The sequence below is a fragment of the Actinophytocola algeriensis genome (assembly GCF_014203735.1).
GTDB lineage: Bacteria > Actinomycetota > Actinomycetes > Mycobacteriales > Pseudonocardiaceae > Actinophytocola > Actinophytocola algeriensis.
In genome coordinates this window covers 1-19,065 of sequence record NZ_JACHJQ010000003.1, presented here as the reverse complement: position 1 = coordinate 19,065, position 19,065 = coordinate 1, and the positions used below count along the sequence as shown (strand labels likewise).

The 19,065-nt window shown below is 70.1% G+C and carries 21 protein-coding genes; 16 read left to right on the top strand and 5 right to left on the bottom strand.

The annotated features are described in order from the left end of the window. The first annotated feature begins 1 nt into the window (after nucleotide 1). The 10 genes from FHR82_RS12330 to FHR82_RS12285 all read left to right on the top strand — a co-directional run bounded on the left by FHR82_RS12330 (nucleotide 2) and on the right by FHR82_RS12285 (nucleotide 11,466). The gene (locus FHR82_RS12330; protein ID WP_184810529.1) at nucleotides 2-1,024 is read left to right on the top strand and encodes an NAD-dependent epimerase/dehydratase family protein; all 1,023 of its coding nucleotides are present in this window, start codon (nucleotides 2-4) and stop codon (nucleotides 1,022-1,024) included. Nucleotides 1,025-1,109: 85 nt separating this feature from the next. Then, nucleotides 1,110-2,363 (top strand): DUF4910 domain-containing protein, encoded by a 1,254-nt coding sequence (locus tag FHR82_RS12325; RefSeq protein WP_184810528.1) that lies wholly within the window; start codon nucleotides 1,110-1,112, stop codon nucleotides 2,361-2,363. Nucleotides 2,364-2,421: 58 nt separating this feature from the next. Then, nucleotides 2,422-3,624, top strand: coding sequence for an MATE family efflux transporter (locus tag FHR82_RS12320; RefSeq protein ID WP_225944901.1), 1,203 nt, complete (start codon nucleotides 2,422-2,424; stop codon nucleotides 3,622-3,624). Next, the gene (locus FHR82_RS12315) at nucleotides 3,621-4,553 is read left to right on the top strand and encodes a glycosyltransferase family 2 protein (RefSeq protein WP_184810526.1); all 933 of its coding nucleotides are present in this window, start codon (nucleotides 3,621-3,623) and stop codon (nucleotides 4,551-4,553) included. Before FHR82_RS12320 ends, FHR82_RS12315 begins: the two co-directional genes overlap by 4 nt. Next, entirely contained in the window at nucleotides 4,550-5,749 is a 1,200-nt protein-coding gene (locus FHR82_RS12310; RefSeq protein ID WP_311771035.1) for a polysaccharide pyruvyl transferase family protein, read from the top strand. The genes FHR82_RS12315 and FHR82_RS12310 overlap by 4 nt, the downstream gene beginning before the upstream one ends. Nucleotides 5,750-5,808: 59 nt before the next feature. Continuing rightward, the gene (locus FHR82_RS12305) at nucleotides 5,809-6,591 is read left to right on the top strand and encodes a class I SAM-dependent methyltransferase (protein ID WP_311771034.1); all 783 of its coding nucleotides are present in this window, start codon (nucleotides 5,809-5,811) and stop codon (nucleotides 6,589-6,591) included. Between the two features lies 1 nt (nucleotide 6,592). Continuing rightward, nucleotides 6,593-7,138, top strand: a complete 546-nt coding sequence (locus FHR82_RS12300; RefSeq protein ID WP_184810524.1) for a dTDP-4-dehydrorhamnose 3,5-epimerase family protein — start codon at nucleotides 6,593-6,595, stop codon at nucleotides 7,136-7,138. A 6-nt stretch (nucleotides 7,139-7,144) separates the two neighbouring features. Further along, entirely contained in the window at nucleotides 7,145-8,440 is a 1,296-nt protein-coding gene (locus FHR82_RS12295) for a glutamate-1-semialdehyde 2,1-aminomutase (RefSeq protein WP_184810523.1), read from the top strand. Between the two features lie 150 nt (nucleotides 8,441-8,590). After that, the gene (locus tag FHR82_RS12290; RefSeq protein ID WP_184810522.1) at nucleotides 8,591-10,828 is read left to right on the top strand and encodes a sensor histidine kinase; all 2,238 of its coding nucleotides are present in this window, start codon (nucleotides 8,591-8,593) and stop codon (nucleotides 10,826-10,828) included. Beyond that, nucleotides 10,825-11,466 (top strand): response regulator transcription factor, encoded by a 642-nt coding sequence (locus FHR82_RS12285; protein ID WP_184810521.1) that lies wholly within the window; start codon nucleotides 10,825-10,827, stop codon nucleotides 11,464-11,466. Before FHR82_RS12290 ends, FHR82_RS12285 begins: the two co-directional genes overlap by 4 nt. A gap of 118 nt (nucleotides 11,467-11,584) precedes the next feature. On the opposite strand, the gene FHR82_RS12280 is transcribed toward FHR82_RS12285, so the two are convergent. Continuing rightward, nucleotides 11,585-12,247: a phosphatase PAP2 family protein gene (locus FHR82_RS12280; RefSeq protein WP_184810520.1), complete on the bottom strand. Its 663-nt coding sequence runs from the start codon at nucleotides 12,245-12,247 to the stop codon at nucleotides 11,585-11,587. A 151-nt stretch (nucleotides 12,248-12,398) separates the two neighbouring features. Here FHR82_RS12280 and FHR82_RS12275 point away from each other — a divergent pair, with 151 nt between their 5' ends. From FHR82_RS12275 to FHR82_RS12265, 3 genes are read left to right on the top strand one after another with little or no spacing between them, the layout of a single operon-like run. Then, a complete protein-coding gene (locus tag FHR82_RS12275) occupies nucleotides 12,399-12,650 on the top strand; it encodes a PqqD family protein (protein WP_184810519.1) in 252 nt (83 codons plus the stop codon). Next, the gene (locus FHR82_RS12270; protein WP_225944006.1) at nucleotides 12,647-13,057 is read left to right on the top strand and encodes a lasso peptide biosynthesis B2 protein; all 411 of its coding nucleotides are present in this window, start codon (nucleotides 12,647-12,649) and stop codon (nucleotides 13,055-13,057) included. Before FHR82_RS12275 ends, FHR82_RS12270 begins: the two co-directional genes overlap by 4 nt. Beyond that, a complete protein-coding gene (locus tag FHR82_RS12265; RefSeq protein WP_184810518.1) occupies nucleotides 13,054-13,962 on the top strand; it encodes a hypothetical protein in 909 nt (302 codons plus the stop codon). The genes FHR82_RS12270 and FHR82_RS12265 overlap by 4 nt, the downstream gene beginning before the upstream one ends. Here FHR82_RS12265 and FHR82_RS12260 read toward each other — a convergent pair. Continuing rightward, the gene (locus FHR82_RS12260; protein WP_184810517.1) at nucleotides 13,924-14,079 is read right to left on the bottom strand and encodes a DUF397 domain-containing protein; all 156 of its coding nucleotides are present in this window, start codon (nucleotides 14,077-14,079) and stop codon (nucleotides 13,924-13,926) included. The two genes, FHR82_RS12265 and FHR82_RS12260, sit on opposite strands and share 39 nt — an antisense overlap. Before the next feature lie 2 nt (nucleotides 14,080-14,081). Then, nucleotides 14,082-14,906: a helix-turn-helix domain-containing protein gene (locus tag FHR82_RS12255; protein ID WP_184810516.1), complete on the bottom strand. Its 825-nt coding sequence runs from the start codon at nucleotides 14,904-14,906 to the stop codon at nucleotides 14,082-14,084. A 59-nt stretch (nucleotides 14,907-14,965) separates the two neighbouring features. On the opposite strand from FHR82_RS12255, the gene FHR82_RS12250 reads away from it, so the two are divergent. Further along, complete coding sequence (locus tag FHR82_RS12250; RefSeq protein WP_184810515.1) at nucleotides 14,966-15,181, top strand: hypothetical protein; 216 nt, start codon at nucleotides 14,966-14,968, stop codon at nucleotides 15,179-15,181. Between the two features lie 141 nt (nucleotides 15,182-15,322). Here FHR82_RS12250 and FHR82_RS12245 read toward each other — a convergent pair whose 3' ends face one another. Next, nucleotides 15,323-15,697 (bottom strand): hypothetical protein, encoded by a 375-nt coding sequence (locus FHR82_RS12245; RefSeq protein ID WP_184810514.1) that lies wholly within the window; start codon nucleotides 15,695-15,697, stop codon nucleotides 15,323-15,325. A gap of 19 nt (nucleotides 15,698-15,716) precedes the next feature. After that, the gene (locus tag FHR82_RS12240; protein WP_225944005.1) at nucleotides 15,717-17,462 is read right to left on the bottom strand and encodes an ABC transporter ATP-binding protein; all 1,746 of its coding nucleotides are present in this window, start codon (nucleotides 17,460-17,462) and stop codon (nucleotides 15,717-15,719) included. Between the two features lie 110 nt (nucleotides 17,463-17,572). Between FHR82_RS12240 and FHR82_RS12235 the strand changes: the two genes are divergently transcribed. After that, entirely contained in the window at nucleotides 17,573-17,713 is a 141-nt protein-coding gene (locus FHR82_RS12235; RefSeq protein ID WP_184810512.1) for a lasso RiPP family leader peptide-containing protein, read from the top strand. Between the two features lie 55 nt (nucleotides 17,714-17,768). Further along, nucleotides 17,769-18,887 carry an asparagine synthase-related protein gene (locus FHR82_RS12230; protein WP_225944004.1) on the top strand — a complete coding sequence of 373 codons (1,119 nt, stop codon included), beginning with the start codon at nucleotides 17,769-17,771 and terminating at the stop codon, nucleotides 18,885-18,887. Nucleotides 18,888-19,065 lie beyond the last annotated feature (178 nt).

Below are 19,065 nucleotides of genomic sequence, written 5' to 3'. Positions count from 1 at the left end.
CATGCGAGTGCTGCTCACCGGACACAAGGGTTACCTCGGCACGGTCATGGCGCCGGTGCTCAAGGCGGCGGGGCACGAGGTGCACGGCCTCGACTCGGGGCTGTTCGCGCCGTGCCTGCTCGGGCCCGCGCCGCTCGACCCGCCCGGCCACACCGTCGACCTGCGGGACGTGCAGCTGTCGCACGTGGAGGGGTTCGACGCGGTGATCCACCTGGCCGCGCTGTCGAACGACCCGCTCGGCGCGCTCGCGCCGGACCTCACCTACGACATCAACCACCGCGCGTCGACCCGCCTCGCGCGGCTGGCCCGCGACGCCGGGGTCCGCCGGTTCCTGTACGCGTCGACGTGCTCGGTGTACGGCGCGTCCGGCGGCGACGGCCTGGTCGGCGAGGACGCGCCGCTGCGGCCGGTGACCCCGTACGCGGAGTCGAAGGTGCGGGTGGAGGACGACCTGCACGACCTGGCCGACGACGACTTCACCCCGGTGTACCTGCGCAACGCCACCGCGTTCGGCTACTCGCCGCGCCTGCGTGCCGACATCGTGCTGAACAACCTGGTCGGCCACGCGTTCCTGTCGGGTGAGGTGCTGGTGCTGTCCGACGGCACGCCGTGGCGGCCACTCGTGCACGCCGCCGACATCGCGCGTGCGTTCGCCGCCGCGCTGACCGCGCCGCGCGACGCCGTGCACGACAAGGCGTTCAACATCGGCACCGAGCGCAACAACGTGACGGTCGCGGAGATCGCGAACGAGGTCGTCGAGGCAGTGCCGGGTTCGACGCTGCGGATCACGGGTGAGGCGGGCGCCGACCCGCGTTCGTACCGCGTCGACTTCTCCCGCTTCCGCGCGGCGATCCCGGGGTTCGACTGCGAGTGGTCGGTCAAGGCGGGTGCGGTCGAGCTGATCGAGGCGTACCAGAAGCACGGCCTGACCAAGGAGGCCTTCGAGCGCCGGTTCACGCGGCTGGCGTGGCTGAACGACCGCTCCGCGGCGGGCGCGGTGGACGGAACACTCAGGCATGTCTGAGCGCAGCTTGCGGAGCGAACATCATGTCTGAGCGCAGCTTGCGGAGCGAACATCATGTCTGAGCGCAGCTTGCGGAGCGAACATCATGGCTGAGGGTGACCGGATGCACGCTCTGGTGCGGCGGTTGTACCCGCTGTGCCGGAGCATCACCGGCGACGGCCTGCGCGAGACACTGGCCGTCGTCGGCGAGCACCTGGACCTGACGGTGCACGAGGTGCCGACGGGGACGCAGGTGCTGGACTGGACCGTGCCGCAGGAGTGGAACATCCGCGACGCGCACATCTCCCGCGACGGCCGCCGGATCGTGGACTTCCAGGCGCTGAGCCTGCACGTCGTCGGCTACAGCGTGCCCGTCGACCGGACCATGCCGCTGTCGGAGCTGCGCAGCCACCTGCACACGCTGCCAGAACAGCCGTGGCTCGTCCCGTACCGCACCTCCTACTACGCGCCGACGTGGGGTTTCTGCCTCGCACAGTCCACGTTGGACGCGATGCCGGACGGCGACTACGAGGTCGTCATCGACTCGACGCTCGAGGACGGGTCGCTCACCTACGCCGAGCACGTGGTGCCCGGGCAGGTCGAGGACGAGGTCATCGTGTCCTGCCACGTGTGCCACCCGTCGCTCGCCAACGACAACCTCGCCGGCGTGGCGGTCGCGGTGGAGCTGGCGAAGTCGCTGCGGAACCCGTACCACACCTATCGTTTCATCTTCGCGCCCGGCACGATCGGCGCGATCACGTGGCTCGCCCGCAACGACGCCGACAAGGTCAAGCACGGCATCGTGCTGGCCTGCGCCGGTGACCGCGGCTCACTGACCTACAAGCAGTCCCGCCGTGGTGACGCCGAGATCGACCGCGTCCTCGCCCACGTGCTGCGCGACCGTCCACACGAGATCCGCGAGTTCTCCCCGTACGGCTACGACGAGCGCCAGTACTGCTCACCCGGCTACAACCTCGGCGTCGGCTCGCTCACCCGCACCCCGTACGCGGGCTACCCGGAGTACCACACCTCCGGCGACAACCCGGACTTCGTGACGCCCGAGTCCATGGTGGACACGCTCACGGTGTGCCGGGAGGCGGTCGACGTCCTCGACCGGAACCGGCGCTATGTCAACCTGAGCCCGTACGGGGAGCCGCAGCTCGGCAAGCGTGGCCTGTACGAGTCGCTCGGTGGCCGCAGCGACGCGAAGGACGCACAGCTCGCGATGCTGTGGGTGCTGAACCTGTCCGACGGTGACCACGACCTGCTCGCGATCGCCGACCGGGCCCGGCTCCCGTTCCCCTCGGTGGCCGCGGCGGCGGACGCACTGCACGCGGCCGGTCTCCTGAAAGAGGCGTGACTTGGGTGGCATCGCACGGCGTCTGACGTGGGGGCTCGGCGACCAGGCCGTGTCGAGCATGACGAACTTCGTGGTCGGCGTGTTCGTCGCCCGCGAACTCGGCGTCGCCGCGTTCGGCATCTTCAGCCTCGCCTGGGTCACCTACGGCGTCGTCCTCAACGTCTCCCGCGGTCTCGCCACCGACCCGCTGGTCGTGCGGTTCAGCGGGGTGTCCACAGCGGACTGGCGGCACGCGACGTCACGGGCCGCCGGTACCGCGATCGCCGTGGGCGCCGCGTTCGGCGTGGTCTCCGCGCTCGCCGGGTTCGCCATGGGCGGCACGCTGGGGGACGCGTTCGTCGCGCTGGCGGTCGTCGCACCCGGCATGCTGCTGCAGGACAGCTGGCGGTTCGCGTTCTTCGCGGCCGGTGCGGGGCACAAGGCGTTCGTCAACGACGTCGTGTGGGCCGTCACCATGATCCCGTTGCTGCTGCTGGCTTCCCTGCACGGCACCGTGTGGGGTTTCGTGCTCGCCTGGGGTGGCGCGTCGCTGCTCGCCGCCGGGTGCGGCTGGCTGCAGAGCGGGATCACGCCGCACTTCAGCGGCATCCGTGACTGGCTGCACGCGCACCGCGACCTCGGCTCCCGCTACCTCGTCGAGAACGTCAGCAACTCCGGCGCGTCCCAGCTGCGGATGTACGGTCTCGGCGCGATCGCCGGTCTCGCGGACGTCGGCGCGATCCGCGGCGCGGAGCTGCTGCTCGGCCCGTTCCTCGCGCTGCTCATGGGGTTGAACCTGGTCGCGGTGCCGGAAGCGGCTCGCGTCCTGCGCAGAGCCCCAGGAAGACTCGCCCGTTTCTGCCTCACCCTCGGTGGCGTGCAGGCCGTCGCGGCCGCGACCTGGGGCGTGATCCTGCTGTTCCTCGTGCCGGACGCGCTCGGCAGGCTCGTGCTCGACGACGTCTGGACGCACGCACAGCCGCTGATCCTGCCGGTGTCCCTGTCGGTCACCGGCGCCGGTGTCGTCGCGGGCGCGGCGGCCGGGCTCCGCGCACTCGGTGCGGCACGCAGAAGCCTGCGGGCACAGCTGGTCGCGTCCTCGGGCTACCTCGGCTTCGGCCTGGCAGGCGCGTGGCTGGGTGGCGCGGTCGGCATGAGCTGGGGCTCCACCACCGCCATGTGGCTCGGCGCGGGCCTGTGGTGGCTGCAACTGCGCGCGGCGCTGCGCGAGCACACTCCCGAACCCGAACTCCCGAACCTTGCCGAATCGAGGACCTCATGACCCCGAGACTCACCATCGGCCTGCCGGTCTACAACGGCGAGGAGTACCTCGCGGAGTCGCTCGACGCGTTGCTCGGCCAGTCCTTCGAGGACTACGAGCTGATCATCACCGACAACGCGTCCACCGACGGCACCGCGGGCATCTGCAAGCGGTACCTGAAGGCCGACTCCCGCATCAGCTACCACCGCCTGCCGAGGAACATCGGTGCCGCGGGCAACCACAACCACGTGTTCACCCTCGCCAGCGGCGAGCTGTTCAAGTGGGCATCGCACGACGACCTCTACGGCCGCACGCTGCTCGAACGCTGCGTCGAGTTCCTCGACGACAACCCGGACTTCGTCCTCGCGCACTCCTACAACGCGACGATCGACAGCCACGGCAAGATCATCGAGCCGTACGACTACCGCATCCCCACCGACTCGCCGTCCGCGGCGGAACGGTTCCGCGGCCTGCTGCACGCACCCGGCGGCGACGACTTCTACGGCGTCATCCGCACGGCGGACCTGCGCCGCGTCAAGCCGCACGACAGCTACCACCACGCCGACCGCACGTTCGTGATGGACATGGCCATGCAGGGCCGTTTCCACCAGGTGGCGGAGCTGCTGTACTTCCGCCGCGACCACGAGAACCGCGCGGAGCGCGCCAACCCGAGCATCCGCAGCCGCTGCGCGAACCTCGACCCCAAGCGCGCCACGGGTTTCAACCCGGCCCCCCGGCTGCTCGCCGAGTACGCGCTCGGGTACGTCGGCCTGATCCGCCGCGCGCCGATCAGCGCCGCCGAGAAGCGGACGTGCTACCGGCACCTGGCCGAGTACCTGAGCAGCAGGGTGACGCGCAAGGTCGTGAGCGCCGACAGCAGGCCCGCGGTCGCGCCGAAGAACCAGGTCCTGTCGATCGACGGCATCGTGCCGAGGGGAGCGCACCGGTGAAGGTCGGTCTGTTCGGGTTGCTCGGCGCCGGGAACATGGGCAACGACGGCTCACTGGAGGTCGTGCTCGCCTACCTGCGCGAGCACCACCCGTCGGCCGAGCTGAGCGCCCTGGCCTCCGGTCCGGACGTCGTCGAGGCGCGCTACGGCGTCCCGGCCGTCCCGCTCTACTCGTACTACACCCGGGACCGCGACTCCGGCCTGCCCGCGCGGGTCGTGCTGAAGTCGGTCGCCAAGTTCCGCGACGCGGCACAGGTGTGGCGCTGGGTGCGGCGCAACGACGTGGTGATCGTGCCGGGCGCCGGCGTGCTGGAGAACACGCTTCCGTTGCGGGCGTGGGGTTTTCCGCTGTCGCTGTTCCTGCTCAGCTTCTTCGGCAGGCTCACCGGCACGAAGGTCGCGTTCGTCAACGTCGGCTCCAACGTGATCAGGCAGCGGGCGATGCGGTTCTTCATCCGCTGGGCCACCCGCCTCGCGCACTACCGATCCTTCCGCGACAGCCTGTCCCGCGACGCGCTCGCCACCATGGGGGTGGACACCGCCCGCGACGAGATCTTCCCGGACCTCGTGTTCGCCCTGCCTGCCCCGGAGGTCACCGTGGAGCGCGGCACGGTCGCGGTGGGTCTGATGGACTTCCACGGCAGCAACGACGATCGCGCCAGCGCCGAGGCCATCCACCGGACCTATGTGGACGGAATGCGGCGGTTCGTCCGCTGGCTGGTCGACGGCGGCCACCGCGTGCGGCTGCTCATCGGCGACGAGGTGGACGAGGCGATCGTCGAGCAGGTGCTGGCCGACTCGAAGGACCGCCCCGGCGCGGTGACGTACGAGACCATCAGGACCCTCGGCGACGTGATGGCACAGATCGCGAAGTCCGAGGTGGTGGTCGGCACCCGCTACCACAACGTGTTGTGCGGGTTGAAGCTCGCGAAGCCGACCATCTCGGTCAGCTACTCGGCGAAGAACGACCGGATCATGGCGGACATGGGCCTTGCGGAGTACACGCAGGACGCCAGGACCGTCGACGTGGACCGGCTGGTCGAACAGTTCACCGCGGTCGAGGCGGCCGCGGACCGGATCGGGCCCATGCTTGGCGAGCATGCGGCACGCAAGTCCGCGCGTCTCGCGCGGCAGTTCGAAGTGTTGTCGGCATCACTGGGAATGCCGGCGGAGGTGACACAGGAGGTGGGTTCTTGAACTTCAGGGCTGGACGACGGCGGCACGGGTCGGTTCGTCCCCCGAGTGTTGTGGCATGTGTGCGGCAGGCGGGCAGCCGGGCCGAGGACCTCGTACAGCGGGTCCTCACGCGGGTCGGGCTGTCCCAGTCCGAGTCCCGGATCGCCGCGGACGCCCAGGACTACTGGGCGTCGACGGGAAGCGCGTCGTGGAAGGCGAACTCGCACTGGCGGGGCGCACACGTCTTCGACGACGGCGACCTGTGGCACGAGATCGGCAAGCGGCACCTGGAGATGTTCGACCGCGGGGCACGCGGGGTCGGGTTCGATCGCCCGCTGGGGCGCGTGGTGGAGTGGGGCTGCGGCGGCGGCGCCAACGCTGTCCACTTCGCACCGAGGGCGGCCGAGTTCGTCGGCGTCGACGTGGTGCCGGAAACACTGGAGGAGTGCGCACGGCAGGTGACCGCGCACTGCGACACCCCGTTCACACCGGTGCTCGCGGAGGTCACGCGTCCCGAGCGGGTCGTCGAGGAGATCGGCACCTGCGACCTGTTCCTCTGCTTCTACCTGTTCGAACTGATCCCCACCCCCGAGTACGGCGAACGCCTGCTGCGGATCGCGTCCCGCGTGCTCGCGCCGGGCGGACTGGCGCTGATCCAGGTGAAGTACCACGAAGGTGACTTCTGGACGCGCCCACGCCGCCGCGGCTACCGCACCAGCGTGGCGGGCATGACCACCTACTCCGTCCCCGAGTTCTGGCAGTTGGTCGCCAAGTGCGGCCTGCGGCCGGAGAACGTCGTTCTCGTCCCGGAGAACGAGCTGGACCGCCGCTACGCCTATTTCCTTGCGTCCAAGGGAGAATGACGTGAAAGCCATCCCCGTGCCCGAGATCGCCGGTGCGTACGTGTTCGAGCCGTCGCCGCACGCCGACGAGCGCGGCTTCTTCTGCCGCACGTTCGACGCGGAGGTCGTGCGGTCCGCCGGCATCGACCCGGACGGTTTCGCGCAGGACAGCGTGTCGCGCTCGGCACGCGGTGTCCTGCGCGGGATGCACCTGCGGTCCGGGCGCGGGGAGGCGAAGCTGGTCCGCTGTTCGTACGGCCGCGTGTTCGACGTCATCGTCGACCTGCGACCGGACTCGCCCACCTTCCGGAACCAGAAACATCTGGAGCTTTCCGGCGATACACAGGTGACGCTGTACGTGCCCGCCGGTTGCGCGCACGGGTTCCAGGCGCTCACCGACCCCGCCGACGTGTCCTATCGCATCGATCGGCCGCACGACCCGGCGGAGGACGTGGCGATCGCCTTCGACGACCCCGAGCTGGCGATCCCGTGGCCGTTGCCGCCCGCGCTGTTGTCGCAGCGGGACCGGCAGGCGCCGACACTGGCGGCGGCACTCGGAAGGACGTAAGGACCGATGGACTTCACCCGTTCCCGCGAGGCGAACAAGAACCTCCACGACATGGTGCCCGGCGGTAGCCACACCTACGCCAAGGGTGAGGACCAGTACCCGGAGGGCATGGCCCCGGTGTTCGTCCGCGGTCAGGGCGCGCACGTGTGGGACGTCGACGGGAACGAGTTCATCGAGTACGGCTCCGGACTGCGTGCGGTGAGCCTCGGGCACGCACACCCTCGCGTTGTCTCGGCTGTGCGCGCGCAGTTGGCACTGGGCGGCAACTTCGTGCGGCCGGCCGCGCTGGAGGTCGAGGCGGCCGCGAAGTTCCTCGCGACCGTGCCTACCGCGGAGATGGTCAAGTTCGCCAAGAACGGCTCGGACGTCACGACCGCGGCGGTCCGCCTCGCGCGTGCCGCGACCGGGCGCACCACGATCGCGCTGTGCGCGGACCAGCCGTTCTTCTCCACGGACGACTGGTTCATCGGCACCACCGCGATGTCCGCCGGCATCCCGGCACAGGACGTCGTCTCGTTCCCATACGGCGATCTCGCCGCAGTCGAGCAGCTGTTCACCTCGCACGAGGTCGCGTGCCTGGTGCTCGAGGCCGCCACGCAGACCGACCCGCCACCCGGATACCTGCGGGGCCTGCGCGATCTGTGCACCCGTCACGGTGTCGTGCTGGTCTTCGACGAGATGATCACCGGCTTCCGCTGGTCGGAGGCGGGCGCGCAGGGTCTGTACGGCGTGACCCCGGACCTGTCGACGTTCGGCAAGGCGCTCGGCAACGGGTTCGCTGTGTCGGCGCTGGCAGGCAGGCGCGACCTGATGGAACTGGGCGGCCTGCGCGACTCCCGCGAACGCGTCTTCCTCCTGTCCACCACCCACGGCGGCGAGACCCACTCGCTCGCCGCCGCGATGGCCGTCATGGACACCTATGTGGAGGAGGGCATCGCGGACCGCCTCCACGCCATCGGTGCCCGCCTCGCCGCCGGGGTGCGCGAGGTGGCGGCGGCGGCCGGGGTCGGCGAGCACGTGGTGGTCCGCGGCCGCGACTGCAACCTGGTCTTCGCGACCCTCGACGTTGACGGCAGGCCGTCTCAGGAGTACCGGACGCTGTTCCTGCGCAGGCTGATCCTGGGTGGTGTGGTCGGCCCGTCGTTCGTGGTCAGCAGCGCCCTCACGGACGCCGACCTGGACCGCACGGTCGAGGTCGTGGCCGACGCCTGCGCGGTGTACCGCCAGGCGCTGGACGCGGGTGACCCGTCGCCGTGGCTCGGTGGCCGTCCCGTGAAGCCGGTGTTCCGCCCGTTCGCCTGATCGCACCCGGTGTTACGAAGGACCCCTTCCTTATGCTCAGCGTGACGGAGGGGTCCTTCATCGCGCTGAGCATCACCCGGATGCGCGGCTGGAAGATCACCGCGCTGGGTAACATGCCGGTGACGCATCCCTCCGGCAAGGCGGTGGCGCGTGGGCGGGGAGTTGGGCAGCACCGAGCGGGAACTGCTGCGCGCCGGTGCCCGGTACGCGGTCGGGCTGCGGGCGCTCATGTCCGCGGTCGCCGGCATGGTGTCCATCGCGCTCGAGACGACCGCGGCGCCCGTCCTCACGGTCTTCGTCGTGATCGGCCTGGTCGCCTGGACCGTCTACTACGCCCACCAATTCCCGCGCCGCGGCCGCCTGCTCGTGCCGTTGGACGTGACCATCGTCTGCGCGGTCTGCCTGACTCAGCTGTGGACGGTGCCGACCGGTTCGGCCCACGGCATCACCTGGGTCATCGCGGTCATCGGCATCACCGTCATCGCCTACGCGTGGCAGCTGTCGCTCGTCGCGCACGCGGCCGCGACCCTGACCGTCATGGCCGCCTTCCTCGTCGGCGCGATGATCGCCGACTCGCCGGGCTGGCTCGACGTGCTGCCGCTGCAACTGTGGACGGTCGTCGAGGGCGGGCTGTCGCGGGCGCTGTACCTGCTCGTCCGCCGGGGTGCCCGGGACGCCGACCGGGCCGTCGCCCGCAGTGAGCAGGCCCGCCGGGACGCCGCCGTCGCCGAGGCCCGCCGCGCCGACGAACGCGAGTACCTCGCCGCCCTCCACGACACCGCGTCCGCGACGCTGCTCATGGTCGGCTCCGGCGTCACGGGCAGGCGCACCGAGTGGCTGTCCGCACAGGCCGCCCGCGACCTCGACGCCATCAGCGGCGACCACGCCTCCCCGGCCGGTGAGGTGGACCTGGTCGCACACCTCCGGGACGTGGCCCGCCACCTCCCGCTCACCGTCCACTGGGACGCCCCCGGCTTCGTGACCGTCCCGGCCGCCGACGCCGTCGCGCTCGCGGGCGGCGTCCGCGAAGCGCTGACGAACGTCGTGCGGCACGCGGGAGTCGGCGAGGCCAGGGTCCACGTGCGGCGCGATGACGACAGCGTCGTCGTGGAGGTCGCCGACGAGGGCACCGGCTTCGACCCGGCCCGCGTCAACGGTCACCGCTACGGCGTGACCCGCTCCATCGTCGAACGCCTCACCCGCGCGGGTGGTTCCGCCGAGGTGATCAGCCGCCCCGGCAACGGCACCCGCGTCCGCCTGACCCGCCCGTTCGCGATCTCGACCGACACCGCGGGCGACGTCGAGACGATCAAGTCCGGCGTCGACACCGCGCTGCGCTGGTCGGTCGTCGTGATGAACCTGATCATCCTGTTCGGCCTCGACCTGCCCCGCCTCGTCGCCAACCAGGAGCACTACAGCTCACTGGCCACACAGGTCCTGACCCTCGTGGTGCTCACCGCCGTGACGCTCGTGGTCGCGTGGCACCTGTGGCGCAAACGCCCGCTCGGTCTCCTGCGCTGGCCGCTGGTGGCCGTCGTGTTCGTGATCTCGGCGCTGTGCACCGAGGCCGTGCCGCCCGGCCTGCGTCTCGGCCTGGCCCACTGGTCGGAGGGCGACGCGGCCTGGACGCTCCTGCTGCTGGTCCTGGACTACCGCGTCGCGGTGATGGCCGTGCTCCTCGCCGCCCACTACGCCATGACGTTCACGCAGACCGCCCTCGGCGGCGACGCGGCCATCACCGTCGCCGAAGCGGTCAACGCCACGGTCGTCGTGTTCAGCTACCAGCTGGCGGTTGGCGTGGTCACCGTCGTGCTGCGGCCGGTCGCGATCACCGCCGCCGCCGTCACGTACCGGGAGGAACGCCTGCGCACCGAACGCGCGGTGGCCGAACAGGTCCACCGCGACCGCACCGAGCGCTACGCCGCCCTGGCCGACTCGACCGCCCCGCTGCTCGCCGCGCTGGCGTCCGGCGAGGCGGACCCGGGCGACCCGGTGTTCCGGCGGGCGTGCGCGGTGGAGGCGGGACGGGTGCGGCGGCTCCTCGCGGAGGACACGAGCGTGCCAGACCAGCTGTCACACGAGCTGCGGGCGTGCGTGGAACTGGCCGAGCGCAACGGGATCACTGTCCACTTCGCCGAGCGCGGCGAACGGCCGCAGGTCCCGAAGTCCGTGCGCCGCGCCCTGACCGACCCGGCCGTGGCCGCGCTGGCGACGGCGGCCAGCACCGCCAGGGTGACGGTCGTCGGCGCCGCCGACGAGGTCACGGTGTCGGTGGTCGCGGACGCGCCCGCGGAGCTGGTGCCGATGAACAGTGACCCGGCCATCAAGGTGACCGCCGCGGACAACGGGGGCAAGCTGTGGATCAAGACGACCTGGCGGCGAACATGATCAACGTAGTGGTGGTGGACGACCACCCGGTGGTGGTCGCGGGTGTGCGGGCGTGGTGCGCGGACGCCGACCCGCCGATCCAGGTGGTGGCGTCGGGCCCGACGGTCGCGACCGCGTGGGTCGGCCCGGGCGCCGAGGCGGACGTGGTCGTGCTGGACCTGCAGCTCGACATGACCGGTCCGGCCTACGGCGAGCTGAAACGCCTCGTCGACGCCGGCCGCACGGTCGTGGTCAGCACCATGCGCGACGACCAGGAGACCGCGCTGACCTGTCTCGACATCGGCGCGTTCACCTACCTCACCAAGGCCGAGGGCGAGTCGCACCTGGTCGCCGCGATCCACGCGGCCGCCCGCCACGAGCCTTACACGCCGCCCGCCCTGGCCGGCGCGCTCGGCACCGACACGAACCCGAACCGCCCGCGGCTCTCCGAGCAGGAGGTCAACGTCCTGCGCGAGTGGTTCCACTGTGAGTCCAAGAAGTCGGTCGCGGACGCGCTGAACATCACGGTCAACACCGTGAACACCTATCTGACCAGGGTGCGGGCCAAGTACGCGAGCGCGGGCCGCGCCGCCCCGACGAAGGCCGCGCTGGTCGCGCGGGCCCTCCAGGACGGTCTGGTGACGATCGACGAGCTATGAGGTACGAACGTGTCTCATTCACGAGGCACGATTCGCCCTACCGTGGACACAGCGGGAAACAAGCGTGGCACCGAGGGTCAGCACCCAGCTCCACAGGCAACGGCGAGACCGCCCATGGTCAGTCGTGGGTAGCACTCGGTGACGGCGGCACGGCTGGTGCGCCGCCGCGCGCAGGGAGAGGGTTCCCGTCAGGACGGTCGTCCGCCGCAGCAGGGGCAGCGCGGCTGGCGACCGTCCAAATCCTGTCCAGGGCGAGCACCACGACGGGCACCACGGCGAGCGTGACGCAGAACCCGCCGAGCGTGTCGGTCGGGTAGTGCGCGTTGAGCAGCACCTGCGCCCACGCCATCGCCAGCCCGGCAGCCAGGGTCACCACCATGACCACCACGAGCCGCCGCGCCACGGACAGTGTCACGACCAGCGCGACAGCGGCCAGGAAAGCCGTGTGCCCGCTGGGGAACGCCAGGAACCCGTCGTTGATCGTCCGTCCTGTCAACGGTTTCATGCCGGTGGTCACCACGACGACCGCGGCGGGCGCGACCACCACCAGCACCGCGGCGAACCGGTTGCGCGCACGCAGGAACAAGAGCACGCACGTGCCGAGCACGACGACGGCGCCCACCGGTTCGGCGAGCCAGTCGACGGCCAGCGCGAGCTGCCGCCACGTCGACCCGAGCTGCCGCAACTCCTCCCGCACGCCGATGTCGACGGCCGCCCCCGCGGACTGACCGGCGAACACGAAACCCATGACCACCAAGGCAATCGCCGCGAGCACGGACATCACGCCGAGTGACGGACCGACTCGCGCACGCGCCCCTGATTCGACCCGCACGCAAGGGAAATCGTCGAAGCGGTCACGATTGTTTCGCACCAGGTAACGACCCGCCACGCCGGTCCGAATCCACAGTGGAGCGCGGAAGGGGAAAACCGCTATGCGACTGCGCACCACAGACATCTCCGCACGCACCATCGGCGGCGAGACGATCGTCCTCGACCTGCCCAACTCCCAGTATTTCGCCATCACGGGCGTCGGCAGCCGGGTGTTCGAGCTGCTGGGCGAGGACCGCACCCTCGACGACCTGGTCACGACAGTCGTCGCCGAGTACGAGGTCGACGAGACCACCGCCCGCCGCGACGTGCTGGCGTTCGTCGACCGGCTGCACCAGGCGCGGCTGCTGGCATGAGGCGACGGGCACGGTTCGCACTGGAGCTGCTGAGAGCGTTGTTCTGGCTGACCCGCATCGAACGGGGTCTGCGCCGCAGCGACCTCCCGGCGGTCTGCCGCCTGCTCGGCATCGCCTGCGACGTCCGCAGCGCCGCCCCACCGGCGACCGAGCGCGCGGTACTGCCCCGCACCACCAGAACCCCGGTGTACGCCTGCCAGTACGCGGTCGCCCACTGGCCGCCGGGGAACACGTGCCTGCGCCGCTGCCTGGTCCTGGGCCGGCGCCTGCGCCACCTGGGCCCGGTGCTGCGCATCGGCGTCCGCCGGGACGAGAGCGGCGAGTTCGTGGCCCACTCCTGGCTGGAGATCGACGGCCGGACCCTCGACCCCGAGTCGGCCCGCTACGCGACCCTGGGGACGGCATGAACTACCACGCCTACGGCCTCCACATCGCCAGCGACATCCCCCTGCCGCTCCCACCCGGCGGCGGCGTCCCGACCCTGGTCCTGCGCCGAGGCGAGGACCGGGAGGTCCCGCACGAGCGTCCCCAAGGCGAGCGGCTGGCAGAGGTCTCCCGCCCGGACCGCACGATCTTCTACACCCTCGCGAGAGGCCCCCGGACGATCCTCCGCTACCCGGGCCTCTGCGACTTCGAGGGCGACCCGAAGCTCGAACACGTCACGGTGCACCTGCACCCGGGCGCCGACGAAGGCCTGCTCCCGGTCCTGATCTCCGGTGCCGTGCTGGCCGTGCACCTGATGCTCCACCACGCACTGGTCCTGCACGCCAGCGCGGTGGACATCGGCGGCTCGGCGGTGGCGTTCGTCGGCTCGTCGGGCATGGGCAAGTCGACCCTCGCCGCCGCCCTGTGCGGCCTGGGCTGCAGCCTGGTCTCCGACGACCTCCTGCGCGTGGACGGCGGAATGGTCCACCCGGGCGCCACCGAGAACCGCCTCCGCGAGAACGCCCGCGAACTCGCCAGCGGCGACACGTACGAGACAGCCGACGGCCGCCTGGCCCTACGCCCGACAGCGCTGGTCGACGCCCCGCTCCCGCTGGCAGCGTGCGTAGTCCCAAGGCCAAGCCGAGACGTCACGGAGGTGGCGTTGAGGCGCCTGGGCACGGCGGAAGCGTTGCTGCGCCTGAGCCGCTACCCGAGGGTGCTGGGCTGGAGCGACGCGGCGTCGATGGCCACGACGTTCCAGGGACTGGGGGACCTGGTGGAGCGGGTGCCGGTCTTCGAAGCGGCGATCCCGTGGGGCCCGCCCTTCGCGGACGGCGTGCTGGCGGACCTACTGGCCGCTCTTCAACCGCTTGATCAGAGCGCCTAACTCCGGCGTGACCAGCGCAGGCCCGCCGGGCTGCTTGCTGTCCCGCAACGCCCCAAGATCCGACCGAACCTCAACACACTGGCCACCCGAGTCGCTCTTGCTCGACTTACGCCACATGCTCACAACTCCTTCATCAGACCACTGATCAGCATACGGCTGTCGTCCCGCGACAGGGCCACCCTTCGCAGCCGATCCAACATCTGCGTGTAGCGCGCCGCATCATCGTCGTGGAGGAAGAACGCCCCCGAGGCCAGCTCGACGTGAACTACCGGCTTCGTGTTCGGGAACGCCATCCACATCCACGAATGCAGAAGCAGGACCTTCGTCTGGTGCGCGGGGATCACCCGCACCCCCATCCCCCTGTCCTGTGCGACAAGAAGTTGCTCCAACTGGTCCCGCGACGCCTTCGGACCGCCGAATGGCGTCCGCAACGTCGACTCGGTGATGTAGGCCGAATATTCGACTGTGCCGAGAATCTGCTGCCTCCGCAGGCGAACCATCCAGCGCGTCTCCATATCCTCCTCCGGAACACCGTCGGCGCGCATTGCCGCGATCGCCGTCTCATAGGTTTGCAACAGACCCGGAGTAACCGCGACGGCAACGTTCACCAACTCAATCGCGTCGGCCTCGTAACTCGCCAACGCCCCCGTGTAGCTCGGAACGCCCGGCAGCGAGCGATCCCACCACCCCGATCCGGATCCGGCCTGAACGTCTGCCAGCATCCCCTCCCTTTCTCTGACAGGAATCCGCCATGCGGTAAGGAGAGTCGCCACCTCCTCGATAGTCACCTGCCGCAGTCCGCGCTCGGTCCGGCTGAGCCGGCTGGGCGCCCAGCCGGCCATCTCGGCAGCACGTTCGAGTGAAATATCCGCCCGGTCCGTGCGAATGGCCCGCAGTTTTGCTCCGATGATGCGGTCACGCGCACGCGGGTCGTTCCTACTCATTCCTGTCACCCCTGGCAATTCGATCTGTTGGGTCCCGAAGAAGCGTAGCGTCTGATCGCATGACAGGCCTGAGCGTGAATTCCTACGTCACCATTCGAGACCACTGCCCCATGCGCTACCACGTCGTGGACAGCGACACCGTCGAGTTCTCCTTCGGCGGCCTGCGCGACCCGTTCGAGTTCGTCTTCGACGCCACCGCGCTCCGCGAGTTCCTGCGCTTCGGCGCGACCGCCCTGGGGGAGATGGACGAGCGTGGGCAGGCATCGGCGGAGTGAGTCCGGCGTCCTGGAAGCGACCGCCCAGTACGAACTCCTCGTCCACACCCTCCGCGAACACCGCCCGGGCGAACGCTCGGGCCTGTGCCTCGCGTGCGGCGTGGGCTGGCCGTGCCTGGAGGTCTGGCTACCGATCGAACGTCAGCGATAGGAGGTCGGTGGCGTGTCCGGGCATCCCGTTACATGGTGGCCGACGTCGCCGTTTCGCAGTCGGAACCGATAGCAGGCGTCCGAAGTCGGTCCGGGCTCTGCGGCGGGAACCCGGACGAGCACGACCGTTTCGTCAGCCTTGCGGTGGAGCTCGACGATCGACCCTTCCAGCTTGGCCGCCTCATCGGTGATCTCCTGGTCGGTCATGGCGAAGTCGAGTCGTCCTGCCAGCGTTCGCGCCGTGTACGGCGCGGATGGGGCCGGCTCGCCCATCGGCTGTTTGATCCAGAACACCACGGCGGCATACACCAGGTAGCCGATCACACAAAGGATGAGGCCCCCCGCGATCCCCATCGTCACGCGCATCAGTGCCCCCACATGGCGATCAGCGGTAGGCCGCCGACTGCAGCCGGTACAGCTCAGCATACTGCCCGGCGGCGGCCATCAGCTCGTCGTGCGTGCCGCACTCCACGACCCGCCCCGCGTCCATGACGTAGATCCGGTCGGCCATCCGCGTGCTCGAGAACCGGTGCGAGATCAACAAAGCGGCTCGCCCGCCCAGCGTGGCCCGCACGTTGGTGAACAGCTCGTGCTCGGCACGCGGGTCCAGCGCGGCAGCGGGCTCGTCCAGCACGATCAGCGGCGTGTCCCGGTGCAGCGCCCTGGCGAGCGCGACCCGCTGCCACTGCCCACCGGACAGGTCGACGCCCTCGTCGAGATCGCGGCCGAGCATGGTGTCCATGCCGTCCGGCAACCCGCGCACGGTCGGCAGCAGCCCGGCGGACCGCGCGGCGGCCTCGGGGTCGACACCGTCGCCGCTGATGACGATGTTGTCGCGCACGGTCATCTGGTACCGCACGAAGTCCTGGAAGATCACGGTGACGGAGGCACGCACGTCGGGCGCTGGCATGGCGGTCCCGTCCCAGCGGCGCACGCCGTCGTCGGGCTCGTACAGTCCCGCGACGATCTTGGCGAGGGTCGTCTTGCCGGACCCGTTCTCGCCGACGAGCGCGACGACCTCACCGGCGCGGATCTCCAGGTCGACACCGTCGACCGCGGGCCGCTCCAGTCCCGGGTAGCTGAACCGCGCACCCCGCAACGACACCCGGTCGACGAGGTCGTGCTTGTGTCCGCGAGGCCCGGCCTCGGGTCCACTCGCGACGAACCGTTCCAGGTCCGCGAGGAACGGCGCCGACTCGAGGAGTCCGCCGATGGCTCCGAACAACGTGCCAAGCTGCCCGCTGAGCAGGCGCACGGCGATCGCGGCGGCCCCGGCCTCGGCGAGGTCGATGCGCCCGGTCTGTACCAGTTGGACAATCGCCAGCAGGGCGCCGGTCAGGGCGGTCGCCACCCCCAACGTCGTGAGCGCGGCGATCAGTTGCCTGCGCCGGACCTGCTTGCTCAGGGCCGCGTTCACGTCGGCGTTGAGCGCGTCGTGCCTGGCCCGCAGCGGGCCCGTCGCGTCGAAGGCGCGCACCTCGGCCGCGTAGGGCCGCTGGGTGAGCAGCTCCTGGAGGTAGTGCCGCCGCCGGAACAAGGCGGTGAGCCGATGGGCGAACGCGAACTCGGTACGACTGGCCCACCGTGCGAGCAGGACAGCGGGAATCCCCGCGGCGAGCAGCAGCGGCAGGAGTAGCGGCTCAACTGCCAGTAGCACGACGGACATGGCCGTCACCCCGAGAAGGCTCCCGGTGAGCCCCAGCAACGCGGCGGTGACGGCGAAGGGTCGCGTGAGTGCGTGCTGTCGTACCCGTTCGAGTGCCGTGGCGAAACCGGTCGACTCGTAGGTGACGAGATCGGCACGCGCGGTGGTGTCGAGCAACCGGTCCCACACGCGCTGTGACACCCGCTCGCCGAGGATGCGGTGCTGCTGTGTCTGGAGTGGACCGACGGACCCGGAGACGGCGGTGGCGAGCGCCAGCAGCAACAGAGCCGGGGTGAGACCGACCGCCGCGTGATCGGGCGTGAGCAGAGCGTCGAAGGTCAACTTCCCTGCCGCCACAACACCAAGCGCCGCAACGGCTCCCAGCAGCTGGTAGAAGGTCGCGAGCAGGGTGCCACCCCTGTCGGCCCGCCGCACCTCCCGTGCGGCGGCGGCGATCAGTCGTGGGGTCTTCACCAACCGGCGCATGTTCATTAGGTCCGATTACGTACAGCTTTCGTTACCGACCAGACCGTCCCGGTAGGTAATGAATCGCAGAGATCGACGACGTACCAGTCACACCATGAGGAGGTGAAAGCATGCGCCAGCCTTACGAAGCGCCGGAGATCACCGCACTGGGGACGTTGTCGGACCTGACCCAGGCAAACCTGTTCGGACAGTCCAGCGACAACCTGACGTGGATCCTCCCGATCCTCGGCGACAACGACGACTACTCGTGAGCCGGTTGGTGACGGGTCCTGCGCCGGACCCGTCACCACTCGAAGGAGCAGCTCGATGTACACAATGGACCCGCTGGAGGTGGCGGCAGGCTGGGTGAACGGCTACGAGCCGTTACCCATGCCCGAGCCAGGCACCCCGAGGACGGTCCTGGCCGAGCTGCTGCGACCTCACCTGCGGAAGTCCCCGTGCCTGGTGGCGTTCTCGGGCGGCCGTGACTCGTCGGTACTGCTGGCAGCCGCGGTGGCACTGGCCCGCAGGGAAGGCCTCCCGCTGCCCACCCCGATCACACTGTCCTACCCGGACGCCGCCGACACCGACGAGTCGGAGTGGCAACAGGCGGTACTGACCCACCTCGGCCTGACCCACCGCGTGGTCCTGACAGTCCACGACGAGCACGACCCACTGGGCCCGGTGGCCACCCCCATACTGAGACGCCACGGCCTGATCTGGCCCCCGAACATCGCCCCGACCCTCCGCATGCTGTCGATGGCACGGGGTGGCACCCTCCTCACGGGCGAAGGCGGCGACGAGGCGTTCGGCCTGAAACGCGTGACCCCACTGACAAAGATCCTGAAGTCAAGGGGACGAGCCTCCCCGCGGGTCTACGCGGACGTGCCGAAAGCACTGGCCCCCGCGGCACTGCGCAGACGATCGGCGCTGCGGGACCGCTACCGGAGACCGTGGCTGCACCCGGACGTGGAAGCCGACCTGGCCCGCAAGGACGCGGCAGACCTGACGGCGTTCTCCCTGCACGCGGGCCGCAACACGTGGCAGTTCGCCACTCGCCGCAGCGCGCGGATCGGCTACGAGACGGTGCGGGCCCTGGCTGCGGAACTGGACGTGACGTACGTACAGGCCTTCGCGGAACCCGCCATGGTGGCTGCGGTGGCCGCGGCAGGCGGATTCCTGGGCTGGACCGGCAGAGCGGCGACCATGCGCTCCCTGTTCGGCGACCTCCTCCCCCGCGAAGTACTGGAACGCCGCTCGAAGGCCCTGTTCGCGAACGCGGTCTTCACCCGCCACACCCGGGACTTCGCCCGCAGGTGGAACGGCACCGGCGTCGACACCGACCTGGTGAACCCGGAAGCGTTACGCGACAACTGGTTGTCACCCACACCGCACGCGCCGTCGATGTCGCTACTGCAACAGGCCTGGCTGGCCCAGCGCCGCTAGCGCTGTGTCCACCAACGTTTGCCGGGTCCTGCGGCGGGTCCGGCCAGCCGACGGTGATCGCCCGTGCCGGGACGGGGCTGGTGTGCCGTGAAAGACATCCCAGGTGCTGGTGTGTCAAGCCGCAATGTTGTTGGTGTGGTGTGACCAGGCGGTGGTTTCGTTGTAGTGGGTGCCGGTT